The sequence below is a fragment of the Micromonospora tulbaghiae genome, assembly GCF_900091605.1.
Classification (GTDB): domain Bacteria; phylum Actinomycetota; class Actinomycetes; order Mycobacteriales; family Micromonosporaceae; genus Micromonospora; species Micromonospora tulbaghiae.
In genome coordinates this window covers 589600-603859 of record NZ_FMCQ01000004.1, presented here as the reverse complement: position 1 = coordinate 603859, position 14260 = coordinate 589600, and the positions used below count along the sequence as shown (strand labels likewise).

Genomic DNA, 14260 nt, shown 5'->3' with positions numbered 1-14260 from the left:
TGACCGTTGTGCCGAAAGTCACCGAACGCTCCCAGGTTTCTCGAAACTCGCCTAGCCTTCGCCCCACCGACGCTGACGAGCCGGGATTACCGGTGGTCACTACCGGGGTATGTCCGAACTGAACCTTCGTTAAGTGTCAATGGCGCGCGTGGGAGGCTCTGGTGGCAGCGCACGATCCGGTCGAGCACAAGTACGTCTACGACTTCGCCGAGGGCAACAAGGATCTCAAGGATCTGCTCGGCGGCAAGGGGGCCAACCTGGCCGAGATGACGAATCTCGGCCTGCCGGTCCCGCCCGGCTTCACGATCACCACGGAGGCCTGCAAGGCGTACCTGACGACCGGGCGCGAGCCGGACGGCCTGGCCGCGCAGATCGAGGCGCACCTGGAGTCGCTGGAGCGCGAGATGGGCCGCCGCCTCGGCGACCCGGACGACCCACTGCTGGTCTCGGTACGCTCCGGCGCCAAGTTCTCCATGCCGGGCATGATGGAGACCGTCCTCAACGTGGGACTCAACGACCGAAGCGTGGTCGGCCTGAGCAACCAAGCGGGTGGGAACGACAGGTTCGCCTGGGACTCCTACCGGCGACTGATCCAGATGTTCGGCAAGACCGTCTGCGAGGTTCCGGGCGAGGAGTTCGAGCACGCGCTGGACGAGATCAAGCGCGCCAAGGGTACGCACAACGACCTCGACCTGGACGCCGACGACCTGCGCGGGCTGGTCGACGCGTACAAGCAGATCTTCGCCAAGCACACCGGCCGCGAGTTCCCACAGGAGCCGCGCGAGCAGCTCGACCTCGCCATCCGCGCGGTCTTCGACTCGTGGAACGCGGAGCGGGCGGTGCTGTACCGCCGGCAGGAGCGCATCCCGGCCGACCTGGGCACCGCCGTCAACGTGGTGACGATGGTCTTCGGCAACCTCGGTCCGGACTCCGGCACCGGCGTCGCGTTCACCCGCGACCCGGGCAGCGGGGCGCAGGGCATCTACGGCGACTACCTCGCCAACGCCCAGGGCGAGGACGTGGTCGCCGGCATCCGCAACACGGTGCCGTTGCAGGAGCTGGAGCAGCTCGACAAGACCTCCTACGACCAGCTGCTCGGCATCATGGCCCGGCTGGAGGAGCACTACAAGGACCTCTGCGACATCGAGTTCACCATCGAGCGCGGCAAGCTCTGGATGCTCCAGACCCGGGTCGGCAAGCGCACCGCCGCCGCCGCGTTCGTCATCGCCGGGCAGCTCGTCGACGAGGGCCTGATCGACCTGGACGAGGCGCTGCACCGGGTCAACGGCGCGCAGCTCGCCCAGCTCATGTTCCCGCGCTTCCAGCTCGACCACGAGTTCGAGCCGGTCGCCAAGGGCATCGGCGCCTCTCCGGGCGCCGCGTCCGGCAAGGTCGTCTTCACCTCGGCCCGCGCGGTCGAGCTGGCCGCCGAGGGCGAATCGGTGATCCTGGTCCGCCGGGAGACCAACCCGGACGACCTCAACGGCATGATCGCCGCCAAGGGCATCCTCACCTCCCGGGGCGGCAAGACCAGCCACGCCGCGGTGGTGGCCCGCGGCATGGGCAAGACCTGTGTCTCCGGCGCCGACGAGCTGGAGGTGAACGTCCCGGCGAAGAAGTTCACAGTGGGCGACCACGTGGTGAACGAGGGCGACGTGGTCTCGATCGACGGCACCACCGGCAAGGTCTACCTCGGCGAGGTGCCGGTCATGCCGTCCGAGGTGGTGCAGTACTTCGAGGGCGAACTCGACCCGGAGACCATCGACGACGCGCTGGTCCGCGCCGTACACCGGATCATGACGCACGCCGACGCCGCGCGGCGGCTGCGGGTACGCACGAACGCCGACACCGGCGCGGACGCGGCCCGGGCGCGGCGCTTCGGCGCCGAGGGCATCGGCCTGTGCCGCACCGAGCACATGTTCCTCGGTGACCGGCGCGAGCTGGTCGAGCGGCTCATCCTCGCCTCCGGCGAGCGGGAGCGGGAGGACGCGCTCGCCGCGCTGCTGCCGCTGCAGCGGGCCGACTTCATCGAGATCTTCCGCGAGATGGACGGTCTGCCGGTCACGGTGCGGCTGATCGACCCGCCGCTGCACGAGTTCCTGCCCCCGCTGGAGCAGCTCGCGGTGAACGTCGCGGTGGCCCAGGAGCGCGGCGAGGACGTCGCCAAGGAGGAGGCGCTGCTCGCCGCCGTGCGGCGGATGCACGAGGAGAACCCGATGCTGGGCCTGCGCGGCGTCCGGCTCGGCCTGGTCATCCCGGGCCTGTTCGCCATGCAGGTCCGCGCGATCGCGGAGGCCGCCGTCGCGGTCGTCCGCGACGGCGGCACGGCCTGCCCGGAGATCATGGTGCCGCTGGTCGGGGCCGTGCAGGAGCTGGAGACGGTACGCGCCGAGGCCGAGCGGATCATCGCCGAGGTGGTCGGGGACAGCGGCGTCGAGGTGCTGATCGGCACGATGATCGAGGTGCCCCGGGCGGCGCTGACCGCCGGGCAGATCGCCGAGGCGGCCGAGTTCTTCTCCTTCGGCACCAACGACCTGACCCAGATGGGCTGGGGCTTCTCCCGCGACGACGTGGAGGGCGCGTTCTTCTGGCGTTACCTGGAACTGGGCATCTTCGGCATCTCGCCGTTCGAGTCGATCGACACCGACGGCGTCGGCCGGCTGATCCGCATTGCCGCCGAGGAGGGCCGGGCGGCCCGTCCGGGGCTGAAGCTCGGCGTCTGCGGCGAGCACGGCGGTGACCCGGACTCGGTGCACTTCTTCCACGAGGTCGGACTGGACTACGTCTCCTGCTCGCCGTTCCGGGTGCCGGTGGCCCGGCTGGAGGCGGGCCGCGCGGCCATCACCACCACCGGTTCGGACTCCCGCTGACCGGGCGCGGGGCCGCCGGTGCTCGCCGGCGGCCCCGCGTACGCCCGGCGCGCCTTTCCGGCCTCCTCGGCGTAACCTGAGCTTCCGCCACGTGTCGATCAGGAGGGGTGGCCGCATGACCGCCGTCTGGGAGAACCTGACCATCGACGCCCGGGATCCGTCCCGGCTCGCCAGTTGGTGGGCGGAGGCGCTCGGCTATCAGGTGATCACCGACAAGCCGGCCGAGGTGGAGATCCGCCGGACCCCCGACACGATGCCCGGTCTCGTCTTCGTCCCGGTCGCCGGGCCGAAGGAGGGAAAGAACCGGCTGCACCTCAACCTGCGCCCGGCCGACATGGAGGCCGAGGTGGAGCGCCTGGTCGACATGGGCGCCCGGCACGTCGACATCGGCCAGGGGGACGTGGCGTGGACGGTGCTCGCCGACCCGGAGGGCAACGAGTTCTGCGTGTTGCGGGAGCGCGAGGAGTGAGCCGGTCTTGCGAGCCCCGCAGTCGCGACCTACGCGGTCCGGGAGCGCGAGGAGTGAGCCGGTCTTGCGAGCCCCGCAGTTGCGACCATCTGCCAGTCCGGGAGAAATGAGCGGCGACGCGGCCCGGCTGGTCGACGAGGCGCCCAAGGACACCGGGTACGGCCGGTCGCCGTTCGAGCGGGACCGCGCCCGCGTGCTGCACTCGGCGGCGTTCCGCCGGCTCGCCGCGAAGACCCAGGTGCACACCGCCGGGACGAACGACTTCCTGCGTACCCGGCTGACCCACTCGCTGGAGGTCGCGCAGATCGCCCGCGAGATGGGCGCCCGGCTGGGCTGCGACCCGGACGTGGTGGACACCGCCGGGCTGGCGCACGACCTGGGTCACCCGCCGTTCGGGCACAACGGCGAGTACGCCCTGGACGAACTGGCCGCCGCCTGCGGCGGCTTCGAGGGCAACGCGCAGACGCTGCGGGAGCTCACCCGGCTGGAGGCCAAGGTGTTCGCCCCGGACGGGCGTTCGGCCGGGCTGAACCTGACCCGGGCCGCGCTGGACGCGGTCAGCAAGTACCCGTGGCCGCGTCGCCCCGGCGAACGCAAGTTCGGCGTGTACGCCGACGACCGCCCGGTCTTCGACTGGCTGCGCGAAGGCGCCCCGCCCGGTGCCCGGCGCTGCCTGGAGGCCCAGGTGATGGACTGGGCCGACGACGTGGCGTACTCGGTGCACGACGTCGAGGACGGCATCCACGGCGGGTACGTCGACCTGCGCCCGCTGCTGGCCGACGCGGACGAGCGGCGGGCGCTCTGCGCCGACGTGGCCGCCGAGTACTCCGGGGAGGCGCCGGAGGACCTGGGCGAGGTGCTCGCCGACCTGCTGGCCGATCCGGTGCTCGCCCCGCTGGCGGCGTACGACGGCAGCCACCGCGCCCTCGCCGCGTTGAAGGCCACCACCAGCGTGCTCACCGGCCGGTTCGTCGCCGGCGTGGTGGCCGCGACCGAGCAGCGCCACGGTCCCGGCCCGCACCGCCGCTACGCCGCCGACCTGGAGGTGCCGCGCCGGATCCGGGCGCAGTGCGCGCTGCTCAAGGGCATCGCGCTGCGGTACGTGATGCGCCGTCCCGGTGCCGAGGACCGCTACGCGCGGCAGCGCGACGTCCTCGCCGGGCTGGTCGCGGCGCTGCTGGACCGGGCTCCTGACGCGCTCGACCCGGTCTTCGCGCCGCTGTGGCGGGACGCGGCGGACGACGTCGCGCGGCTGCGCGTGGTGATCGACCAGGTCGCCTCGCTCACCGATCCGGCCGCGCTGGCCTGGCACGCCCGGCTGGTGTCGTCGAGCCGACCGGGTCACCCCGGGGGCGGACCCGAGAACTTAGGCTAGCCTAAGCGGCATGACGGATCGCCCGAAGAAGCTCACCGCCGCCACGGTCGTCCGGACCATGCGGCCGACCCCGCACCTGATCCGCCTGGTCCTGGGCGGTCCCGAGCTGGCCGGCCTGCCGGTCGGCGCGTACACCGACCACTACGTGAAGTTCGTCTTCCCACCGGCCGGGGTGACCTACCCGTACCCGGTCGACCTGGCCACGATCAAGCGGGAGTTCCCGGCGGAGCAGTGGCCGCGCCTGCGCGCGTACACGGTGCGGGCCTGGGACGCGGCGGCCGGTGAGATGACCGTGGACGTGGTGCACCACGGCGACGAAGGGCTGGCCGGGCCGTGGGCGGCGGCGCTGCGTCCCGGCGACCGGGTGTTGTTCGCCGGGCCGGGCGGCGCGTACGTGCCGGACCCGGCGGCCGACTGGCACCTGCTGGCGGGCGACGAGAGCGCGCTGCCGGCCATCGCCGCCGCCCTGGAGCGGCTGCCGGCGGGCGCGGCCGCCAAGGTGTACGTCGAGGTCGGCGGCCCGGCCGACGAACTGCCCCTGACCAGCGCGGGCGAGGTCGAGTTGTGCTGGCTGCACCGCGACGGCCGTCCGTACGGCGAGCCGCTGGTGGAGGCGGTCCGGGCGCTGGAGTTCCCGCCCGGCCGGGTGCACGCGTTCGTGCACGGCGAGGCCGGCGCGATGAAGGAGTTGCGGCGGCTGCTGCGCGTCGAGCGCGGCGTGCCCCGGGGCGACCTGTCCATTTCCGGCTACTGGCGGCGCGGCATGGACGACGAGGGCTGGCGGTCCACCAAGCCGGCCTGGAACGCCGCCGTGGAGGCCGAGGAGGCCGCCACCGTCGTGTCCTGACGCGGATCCTGCGGCGTTCCGACCCGCCGGTACGCCCGGCCCGCCGACGATGGGGGCATGACGGGACAGGTGGGACAGCGGCCCGCGACCCAGCCGGTCGACCGGGTGGTGCTCGGCGCCGGGGTCGCCGGTGTGCTCGCGGTGGTGCTGTGGGGCGTGTTCGCCCGGGGCTCACTGGCCCGTTTCGGCGAGTCCGGCCTGGCCTGGACGGTGAGCACGTTCGGCTGGTTCTTCGTGGTCGCGGCGGACGCCTTCCTGGTGCTGGCGGTCGTGGTGGCCGCCTCCCGGTTCGGCCGGATCCGGCTGGGCGCCGACGACGACGAGCCGGAGTTCGACACGCTGGCCTGGATCGCGATGATGTTCAGCGCCGGCATGGGCATCGGCCTGGTGTTCTTCGCCGTCGCCGAGCCGATCCAGCACTACGCCGCGCCGCCGCCGGCCTCCGGCGTGGAGCCGCAGACCGGTGCCGCCGCCGCGGCGGCCATGCAGTACACGCTCTTCCACTGGACGCTGCACCCGTGGGGCATCTACGCGGTCGCGGCGCTGGCCCTGGCGTACTCGACGTTCCGCAAGGGGCGGGGCAACCGGATCTCGTCGGCGTTCGCGCCGCTGCTCGGCGACCGGACCGACGGCCCGCTCGGCCGGACGATCGACCTGCTCGCCGTCTTCGCCACAGTGTTCGGCTCCGCGACCAGTCTGGGGCTGGGCGCGCTCCAGGTGGCGGCCGGACTGGACCTGGTGGCCGGCGTGCCGGACGGCCGGGCCGTCGAGTTGACGATCATCGGCGCGCTCACGCTCGCCTTCGTCCTCTCCGCCTTCTCCGGCCTGCACCGGGGCGTCAAGTGGCTGTCCACCACGAACGTGCTGATCGCCGTCGTGCTGATGCTGTTCGTGTTCGTGGTCGGTCCGACCGTCTACACGCTGGAGGTGCTGCCGGCCTCGGTCGGTGACTACCTGAGCGGCCTGGTGCGCATGTCGACGCGTACCGGGGCGTTCTCCGATCCGGCCTGGCTCGGCTCGTGGACCATCTTCTACTGGGCGTGGTGGATCTCTTGGGCGCCGTTCGTGGGCACGTTCATCGCCCGCATCTCGCGCGGCCGTACGGTCCGCCAGTTCCTGGTCGGGGTGCTGCTGGTGCCCAGCGGCGCGAGCACCGTCTGGTTCGCGGTGATGGGCGGAAGCGCCCTGCGTACGCAGACCACCGGCACCCGGGACCTGGTGGCGGACGTGGGCGCCGGTTCCGAGCAGGCGCTGTTCGGGCTGCTCGACGCGCTGCCGCTGGCCACGCTGACGAGCGTGCTCGCCATGGTGCTGATCGCGCTCTACTTCGTCACCAGCGCGGACTCGGCGTCGCTGGTGCTCGGCTCGCTCAGCTCGCGCGGCGCGCTGCGGCCGCATCGCGGGGTGGTGGTGCTCTGGGGCGTGCTGATCGGCGCGGTCGCGGCGGCGTTGCTGCTGGCCGGAGGGCTGGCCGCGCTGCAACAGGCGACCATCCTGGTCGCGTTGCCGTTCGTCGTGGTGATGCTGGGCCTGGCCGTCGCGGTGCTCCGGGAGATGGCCGCCGATCCGATGCTGCGCGCCGGGCCCCGGCCCCGCCGCTCCGGCCTGGCCGCGGCGGTGAACGCGGCCCGGTCGTACGAGGAGGAGGATCCGGCCCCCGTCACGCGCTGGTTCCACAGCCGTCGCCGCTGAGTGGTGGTACCTCGATCTGTAGTAGGAGTGCTACATTCCGGGGCATGACTGCGGTCGAACTCCCGGGGGCCGTCGCGTCCCCCCGCCCTCCCGACGAGGATCTCGTCCTCGACGTGCGGGACCTGCGTATGCGCTACGGCGCCGTCGACGTGCTGCACGGCGTCGACCTCACCGCCCGGCGGGGCGAGGTGGTGGCGCTGCTCGGGCCAAACGGCGCGGGCAAGACCACCACCATCGAGATCCTCGAAGGCTTCCGGGTTCCCTCGGCCGGCACGGTGCGCGTGCTCGGCACCGACCCGGCCCGCGGCGACGAGCGGTGGCGCGCGCGGCTGGGCGTGGTGCTCCAGTCCTGGCGCGACCACGGCAAGTGGCGGGTGCGGGAGCTGCTCGCCCACCTCGGCGACTTCTACGCGCCGTACGCCACCGACCGGAGCCCGCGCCCGTGGCCGGTCGACGAGCTGCTGGAGACGGTGGGCCTGACCGCGCACGCCGGCAGCCGGGTGGCCCGGCTCTCCGGTGGTCAGCGCCGCCGGCTCGACGTCGCGGTCGGCATCGTCGGCCGGCCGGAACTGCTGTTCCTGGACGAGCCCACCGTCGGGTTCGACCCGGCCGCCCGGCGTGAGTTCCACGAGCTGGTGCACCGCCTGGCCGACCTGGACGAAACCACGATCGTGCTGACCACGCACGACCTGACCGAGGCGGAGAAGCTGGCCGACCGAATCCTGATCCTGGCCGACGGCCGGATCATCGCCGAGGGGTCGCCCGACCAGCTCGCCCGGCGCGTCGCGGGGGACGCCGAGGTGCGCTGGACCCGCGACGGCGAGCGGTACGTGCACGCCACCGCCGACGCCACCGCGTTCCTGCGCGACCTGCTCCGCGAACACGGGGACCGGGTACGCGAGCTGGAGGTGCGCCGGGCCAGCCTGGAGGACGCGTACCTGGCGCTGGTGCACGAGGAGGAGACCGGCATCCGTACCGGCCGGGCCGAGCGGGTGTGGCAGCAGGAGGCGAACCGATGAACCCGACCACCAACGCGTTGCGGACCGGGCTGCGGCGCGGCGTGATCGAGCTGCGCGCGACGTTCACCAACGGCCAGGATCTCTGGACCTACTTCTTTCCCACGGTGGTGCTGCTGGTCGCCGTGTTCTGGATGCGCGGCTCGACAGTGCCCGGCACCGACTTCTCGCTCGGCGCCCGTACGCTGCCCAGCGCGCTCGGCATGGGCCTGCTCTTCGGCGGCCTGCTCGGGCTGGCAAACCAGCTCGTGATCGACCGGGAGGACGGCACGCTGCTGCGCGCCAAGGCCATCCCGGACGGCATGCTCGGCTACCTGGTCGGCAAGATCGTGCTGGTCTCGGCGGTCGCGCTGATCGGCGTGGTCCTCCAGCTCACACCCGGACTGTTCTTCCTCGACGGGCTGCGGCTCGGCGACCCCGGCGCCTGGCTCACGCTGGCCTGGGTGGTGCCGCTCGGGTTGGTGGCGACGCTGCCGCTGGGCGCGGTGATCGGCTCGCTGGTCGAGAACCCGCGCAACATGGGCCTGGTGGTGATGCCGATCTTCGGTCTCATCGCGCTGTCCGGCATCTTCTACCCGATCAACGGCCTGCCCGGCTGGCTCCAGGGCGTCGCCCAGGTCTTCCCGCTCTACTGGCTAGGCTTGGGCATGCGCTCGGCGCTGCTCCCGGGCGACCTGGCGGCGGTCGAACTCGGCGGCTCCTGGCGGCACCTGGAGACGGTCGGCGTGCTCGGCGCCTGGGCGCTGCTCGGGCTCGTGCTGGCCCCGGTGGTGCTGCGCCGGATGGCCCGCCGGGAGTCCGGCTCGCGGGTCGCGGCCCGGCGGGAGCGGGCCATGCAGCGGGTCGGATGAGAGGGCGTCGATGAGCGAGACCGTGCACAACCGCATCGCGGTGCTGCGCGCCGAACGGGGCATCTCCCGCCGGCAACTGGCCGACGCGCTCGGTGTGCACTACCAGACCGTGGGTTACCTGGAACGCGGCGAGTTCCGGCCCAGCCTGCACCTGGCGTTGCGCATCGCCGCGTACTTCGAGGTGCCGGTCGAGGTGGTCTTCTCCATCGAGCCGTTCCCGCGTATCGGCGACCCCGCGACGGCCCGTTCGGCCTGAGCCGGGGGACGGACGTGGTCGGCCACACGCCCGTCCCCCCGGCCGCCGGAACGTCGGTCCGGCAGGGCAGGATGTACGCCGAGGGGGTGGCGGTCATGGCGGGGCGGATCCGGGACGAGGACATCGCGCTGGTCCGCGAGCGCACCGCCATCGCGGACGTCATCTCCGAGGTGGTGACCCTCAAGTCGGCGGGCGGCGGCAACCTCAAAGGGCTGTGCCCGTTCCACGACGAGAAGAGCCCGTCGTTCAACGTCTCGCCCGCCCGCAACGTGTTCTACTGCTTCGGCTGCGGGGTCGGCGGCGACGCGATCAAGTTCCTGATGGACGCCGAGCACCTCAGCTTCGTCGAGTCCGTCGAGCGGCTCGCCGCCCGCGCCGGCATCCAGTTGCGCTACGTCGAGGACGACCGGTCCACGCCGCGTCCCCGCCCGCAGCAGGGGCAGCGGCAGCGCCTGGTGGCCGCGCACGCCGCCGCCACCGAGTTCTACCGGGCCCAGCTCACCACCGCCGGCGCCCGTCCGGCCCGGGAGTTCCTCGCCGGGCGCGGCTTCGACCGGGCCGCCGCCGAGCGGTACGGCTGCGGCTTCGCCCCCGACGGGTGGGACCTGCTCACCAAGCACCTGCGCCAGCAGGGCTTCACCCACGACGAGCTGGTCACCGGCGGCCTGTCCCGCCCGGCCCGCTCCGGCTCGCTGATCGACCGGTTCCGCCGCCGCCTGATGTGGCCGATCCGGGACATCACCGGCGACGTGATCGGCTTCGGCGCCCGCAAGCTCTTCGACGACGACGACGGCCCGAAATACCTGAACACCCCCGAGACGCCGATCTACAAGAAGTCGCACGTGCTGTACGGCATCGACCAGGCCAAGCGGGAGATCGCCAAGCAGGGCAAGGTGGTGGTGGTCGAGGGCTACACCGACGTGATGGCCTGCCACCTCGCCGACGTGCCGACAGCGGTGGCGACCTGCGGCACCGCGTTCGGCGGCGACCACATCTCGGTGCTGCGCCGGGTGCTGTTCGACAGCGACGAGCGGGCCGGCGAGATCATCTTCACCTTCGACGGCGACGCCGCCGGCCAGAAGGCCGCGCTGCGCGCCTTCGAGGACGACCAGCGCTTCGTCGGGCGTACCTTCATCGCGGTCAGCCCCGACAACATGGACCCGTGCGAGCTGCGCCTGGCAAAGGGCGACCTGGCCGTACGCGACCTGGTGGCCCGCCGCGAGCCGCTGGTGGACTTCGCGCTCCGGCACGTGATCAGCCGGTTCGACCTGGACACCGTCGACGGCCGGGTCGAGGCCATGCGCCGCGCCGCGCCGCTCGTGGCGAAGATCAAGGACCGGGAGAAGCGCCCGGAGTACGTGCGCAAGCTCGCCGGTGACCTCGGCATGGAGATCGAGCCGGTGCAGCGTGCGGTGCTGGCCGCCGCGCACGGGCCGCAGGCCGGCAGCGCGCCCGCCGCCCCGGCCCGCTCGCGCCCGGCCTCGCCCGCTGTGGACAGTCCGCGTTCCATGGTGGAGCGGGAGGCGCTGAAGCTGGCGTTGCAGGAGCCGGTGCTCGCCGGTCCGATGTTCGACGCGGTCGAGGCGACCGACTACCAGCACCCGGTGCACGTCGCGGTACGCGCCGCCGTGGCCGCCGCCGGCGGTGCGTCCGGCGCCACCGGCGGCGCGGTCTGGATCGAGCGGGTCCGCGACGCCTGCGACGACCTGGCCGGGCAGGCGCTGATCGGTGAGCTGGCGGTGGAGCCGCTGCGCATCGACGGCGAACCCGACCCGAGGTACGTCTCGATCACCATGGCCCGGCTCCAGTGGAGTTCGGTCACCGGCCGCATCCGCGACCTGAAGTCGAAGATCCAGCGGATCAACCCGGTGAGCAACAAGGACGAGTACTTCGCCCTGTTCGGGGAACTGCTCTCGCTGGAACAGCACGCACGGGCACTGCGCGAGCAGGCCGCCGGAGGTTTGTGATGGCTCTGTTCAACCGTCGGCCGAAACTGCCGTCGGCCGACCGGCCGCCGCTGGCCGCCGACGAGCGGGTGCTCGCGTGGGCCGCAGCCGGCACCGGCGAGGGCGGCAACGACGGCGTGCTGGTCGCCAGTAACCGCGGTCTCTGGCTGCCCGGCCGCGTCGACCGCCTCGGCTGGCACGACATCCTCAAGGCGGTCTGGTCCGGCCGCGAGCTGACAGTCACCCCGGCCGAGCCGGTCGCCGAGCGCGACGGTTACCTGGTGGTCGCGGACGGTCTCCCCGGGACGTACCTGCTCGTCGACCCGGGTGACCTGCCGCACCAGGTCCGGGCCCGGGTCACCGGCTCGGTGGCGTACACCTCGCACCACGAGGTGCCCGGCGGCTCCGGGCGGATCGCGGCCCGGCGGGTGGCCGGGGTCGACGGCCTGACCTGGACGGTCCGCTACGACCCGGGGACGCCCGCCGACGACGAGGCGGTGGCCGCCGAGACCGCCCGGCTGGTCGCGGCGGCGCGCGCCGCCACCGCGCCCGCAGACGCCTGAGGCCGCGCCACGCCCGGAGTCACGCGGGGTCAGGCACGTGGGCGGGCCCCGTCGAGGAAGAGCGCGACGACCCGGGCGGGTCCGGTCTCGTCGGTGAGGTCGGCGGCGCGGGCCAGGTGCAGGAACGCGTTCATCAGGAACTCCGGTTCGCCGGTGACGGCGCCCTCGGCCTTCGCATCGGCGAAGAACCGGGTCACCGGCGCCAGCATCAGCGCGACGTAGAGGCCCGAGACGTGCTCGCTGGTCCCGGCGGAGACGAGCGGCAGCGTGTCGTAGATGCGCTGCTCGAACGTGATCGCGTCGCCGTGCTGCCCGGCGGCGACGGTGGCGAGCGCGTGCAGCCGGTGCGCCACGTCGCCGGGTTCGGACAGCGCCGCCGAGATCCGGCCGCCGACGTCCCGGATGTACCGTTCCGCCACCGCGATGTAGAGGTCCTCCTTGCCGCCGGGGAAGTGGTGGTAGATGGACGGCTTCTGGATGCCGACGCTGCGGCCCACGCCGACCAGGGAGATGCCCTGGTAGCCGGTCGCCGCGAGCTGCTCGGCGAAGGCGTCCATGATCTGGGTGCGCGTGTCGGTGGGGCTCATCGGTTCTTTCTCGCGTGGTGGAGGGCGAGCGCGCAGGCGGCGGTTCCGGCGACGGCGAGGGTGACGATCGCCGCGACGCCGACCGGGGCCGCGGTGAGCGACGTGCCGCCGCCGAGCTGGCGGGCGGTGTCGACGATATAGGTGAGCGGGTTGACCGTGGCGATCACCCGCATCCAGCCGGCGAGTTGGTCGACCGGCGCGAACACGCCGGTGAAGAACGACAGGCCGAACACGGCGAGCGTGACCAGGTTGGTGGCCGGCGCCGAGGCCGACCGGATCGCGAGCGCCATGCTCAGGAGTGCGACACCGAGGCCCAGCGCCAGCATCAGCAGCAGCATCCCGGCGACGCCGGGCCAGCTCGCCGGCCGGTAGCCGATCAGTGCGGCCCCGGCGACCGTCACCGCCATCTGGAGTACGACGGCGATCAGCGCGGCGACGACCGGGCCGACGAGGAACGGCGTGGTGCTCCCGTGGGCGAGCCGGAGGCGGTCGAGGTAGCCACTGGTGATGTCGCCCAGCACCAGCGTGCCGGCGGCGCCCGCGCCGGTGGCGACGCCGGTGAGCAGGATCAGCGGCAGCAGGAACGCGATGAAGCTCGTGCCGTCCAGGTAGGTGCCGCCCACGGCGTCGAGCTGCCCGGCGTAGACGAGCAGGAAGAACAGGGACTGGGCGACCGGGGCGACGAGCAGCGCGGGCGTACGGAGCACGGCGCGCGTGGAGCGTCTGATCGCCGCGAGGACGACCGGGGCCGGAGAGCGGCGGGGTGGGGCGACTGCCAGCGGGAGCACGGGTTCGGGCCTTTCGGGGTGCGGTGGGGTCACGCCTCAGCGGGCGGCGAGGGCGACGAAGACGTCGTCGAGGGAGGGCTCGGCGAGGTGGAGCCGGGTGATCTCGGCGGCGGCGTCGCCGGCCTCGGTCAGGGCCTTCGCCAGGGCCCGCGGATCGTCGGGAACGCTGAGGCGTACCCGGTCCGGACGGTCGGGGTCGGCGCGGAACCCGGCCTCGGACGCGGCGGCGAACGCGGCAGCGGCGGCGGCGCCGGACAGGTCGAGCGTGAGCGTACGGGCGCCGACGCGCTGCTTGAGCGACGCCGGCGGACCCTGGGCGACCACCCGGCCCTCCCGGAGCACGGCGATGTCGGTGGCGAGCACGTCCGCCTCGTGCAGGTCCTGGGTCGAGATGAGCAGCGAGGTGCCGGCCTGGTTGAGGCGGGTCAGCTCGGTCCAGAAGTCGATGCGCGCGAGCGGGTCCAGGCCGGTGGTCGGCTCGTCCAGGATCACCACGGCGGGCTCGGCGACGAGCGCCACGGCCAGGTCCAGCTTGCGGCGGGTGCCGCCGGAGAGCTTGGCGACCCGGGCCGAGCGGTGCTCGCCCAGGCCGAACAGGTCGACGAGTTCCCGCGTGCGGCGTGCTCGCCGGCGGCGTCCCAGCCCGAGCGCCACGCCCTGGAAGTCGAGCACCTCCGTGGGGGAGGCGAGCGGGTCGAGCGCGTTCGACTGCGGCGCGAGGCCGATCAGGCGTCGCGCGTCCCGTGCCTGCGTGACGGTGTCGAACCCGCCGACGCGTACCGAGCCGGACGTCGGGGTGCGCAGCGTCGCGATGATCTCCAGCAGCGTGGATTTGCCGGCGCCGTTGTGGCCGAGCACGACGAAGCGGCTGCCCTGCGCGACTGTCACGTCGAGCGCGCGCAGGGCGTCATGGGTTCCGTAGGTCTTGGTCAGCGCGGTGGCGAGCACGAGCGGGGTCATGCCACCACCCTACCGACCGGTCGGTAGGGTGGCCAAATCC

The 14260-nt window shown here is 72.9% G+C and carries 13 protein-coding genes; 10 read left to right on the top strand and 3 right to left on the bottom strand.

Annotated elements, in window-relative coordinates:
* Positions 1-161: 161 nt before the first annotated feature.
* The 10 genes from ppdK (at position 162) to GA0070562_RS15485 (ending at position 11885) form a co-directional block, all read left to right on the top strand.
* Positions 162-2870, top strand: coding sequence for a pyruvate, phosphate dikinase (ppdK, locus tag GA0070562_RS15530; RefSeq protein WP_091421641.1), 2709 nt, complete (start codon positions 162-164; stop codon positions 2868-2870).
* Between the two features lie 115 nt (positions 2871-2985).
* Positions 2986-3339: a VOC family protein gene (locus GA0070562_RS15525; protein WP_091421638.1), complete on the top strand. Its 354-nt coding sequence runs from the start codon at positions 2986-2988 to the stop codon at positions 3337-3339.
* 106 nt (positions 3340-3445) lie between these two features.
* The gene (locus GA0070562_RS15520) at positions 3446-4714 is read left to right on the top strand and encodes a deoxyguanosinetriphosphate triphosphohydrolase (protein WP_091421634.1); all 1269 of its coding nucleotides are present in this window, start codon (positions 3446-3448) and stop codon (positions 4712-4714) included.
* 10 nt (positions 4715-4724) lie between these two features.
* Positions 4725-5561 carry a siderophore-interacting protein gene (locus GA0070562_RS15515; protein ID WP_091421631.1) on the top strand — a complete coding sequence of 279 codons (837 nt, stop codon included), beginning with the start codon at positions 4725-4727 and terminating at the stop codon, positions 5559-5561.
* Between the two features lie 57 nt (positions 5562-5618).
* A complete protein-coding gene (locus tag GA0070562_RS15510; RefSeq protein ID WP_091421628.1) occupies positions 5619-7253 on the top strand; it encodes a BCCT family transporter in 1635 nt (544 codons plus the stop codon).
* A 44-nt stretch (positions 7254-7297) separates the two neighbouring features.
* Complete coding sequence (locus GA0070562_RS15505) at positions 7298-8272, top strand: ABC transporter ATP-binding protein (protein ID WP_091421625.1); 975 nt, start codon at positions 7298-7300, stop codon at positions 8270-8272.
* Positions 8269-9120 (top strand): ABC transporter permease, encoded by an 852-nt coding sequence (locus GA0070562_RS15500; protein WP_091421623.1) that lies wholly within the window; start codon positions 8269-8271, stop codon positions 9118-9120. The genes GA0070562_RS15505 and GA0070562_RS15500 overlap by 4 nt, the downstream gene beginning before the upstream one ends.
* Positions 9121-9130: 10 nt before the next feature.
* Positions 9131-9376, top strand: a complete 246-nt coding sequence (locus tag GA0070562_RS15495) for a helix-turn-helix transcriptional regulator (RefSeq protein ID WP_018787373.1) — start codon at positions 9131-9133, stop codon at positions 9374-9376.
* A gap of 71 nt (positions 9377-9447) precedes the next feature.
* Positions 9448-11343: a DNA primase gene (gene dnaG, locus GA0070562_RS15490; protein WP_091421620.1), complete on the top strand. Its 1896-nt coding sequence runs from the start codon at positions 9448-9450 to the stop codon at positions 11341-11343.
* Complete coding sequence (locus GA0070562_RS15485; protein WP_091421616.1) at positions 11343-11885, top strand: hypothetical protein; 543 nt, start codon at positions 11343-11345, stop codon at positions 11883-11885. The genes dnaG and GA0070562_RS15485 overlap by 1 nt, the downstream gene beginning before the upstream one ends.
* A 29-nt stretch (positions 11886-11914) precedes the next feature.
* Here the strand turns inward: GA0070562_RS15485 and GA0070562_RS15480 are convergent, their stop codons facing one another.
* The 3 genes from GA0070562_RS15480 to GA0070562_RS15470 are packed head-to-tail and all read right to left on the bottom strand — an operon-like array spanning position 11915 to position 14220.
* Positions 11915-12472 (bottom strand): TetR/AcrR family transcriptional regulator, encoded by a 558-nt coding sequence (locus GA0070562_RS15480; protein ID WP_091421612.1) that lies wholly within the window; start codon positions 12470-12472, stop codon positions 11915-11917.
* Positions 12469-13260 (bottom strand): ABC transporter permease, encoded by a 792-nt coding sequence (locus GA0070562_RS15475; RefSeq protein ID WP_091421609.1) that lies wholly within the window; start codon positions 13258-13260, stop codon positions 12469-12471. Before GA0070562_RS15475 ends, GA0070562_RS15480 begins: the two co-directional genes overlap by 4 nt.
* 36 nt (positions 13261-13296) lie before the next feature.
* On the bottom strand, positions 13297-14220 hold the full coding sequence (locus GA0070562_RS15470) for an ABC transporter ATP-binding protein (RefSeq protein WP_091421606.1): 924 nt from the start codon (positions 14218-14220) through the stop codon (positions 13297-13299).
* Positions 14221-14260 lie beyond the last annotated feature (40 nt).

Coding starts and splice junctions, on each gene's coding strand:
- GA0070562_RS15495 (WP_018787373.1), top strand. CDS start 9,131: ATGAGCGAGACCGTGCACAACCGCATCGCGGTGCTGCGCGCCGAACGG.
- GA0070562_RS15500 (WP_091421623.1), top strand. CDS start 8,269: ATGAACCCGACCACCAACGCGTTGCGGACCGGGCTGCGGCGCGGCGTG.
- GA0070562_RS15485 (WP_091421616.1), top strand. CDS start 11,343: ATGGCTCTGTTCAACCGTCGGCCGAAACTGCCGTCGGCCGACCGGCCG.
- GA0070562_RS15510 (WP_091421628.1), top strand. CDS start 5,619: ATGACGGGACAGGTGGGACAGCGGCCCGCGACCCAGCCGGTCGACCGG.
- GA0070562_RS15520 (WP_091421634.1), top strand. CDS start 3,446: ATGAGCGGCGACGCGGCCCGGCTGGTCGACGAGGCGCCCAAGGACACC.
- GA0070562_RS15515 (WP_091421631.1), top strand. CDS start 4,725: ATGACGGATCGCCCGAAGAAGCTCACCGCCGCCACGGTCGTCCGGACC.
- GA0070562_RS15525 (WP_091421638.1), top strand. CDS start 2,986: ATGACCGCCGTCTGGGAGAACCTGACCATCGACGCCCGGGATCCGTCC.
- GA0070562_RS15480 (WP_091421612.1), bottom strand. CDS start 12,472: ATGAGCCCCACCGACACGCGCACCCAGATCATGGACGCCTTCGCCGAG.
- GA0070562_RS15470 (WP_091421606.1), bottom strand. CDS start 14,220: ATGACCCCGCTCGTGCTCGCCACCGCGCTGACCAAGACCTACGGAACC.
- dnaG (WP_091421620.1), top strand. CDS start 9,448: ATGTACGCCGAGGGGGTGGCGGTCATGGCGGGGCGGATCCGGGACGAG.
- GA0070562_RS15505 (WP_091421625.1), top strand. CDS start 7,298: ATGACTGCGGTCGAACTCCCGGGGGCCGTCGCGTCCCCCCGCCCTCCC.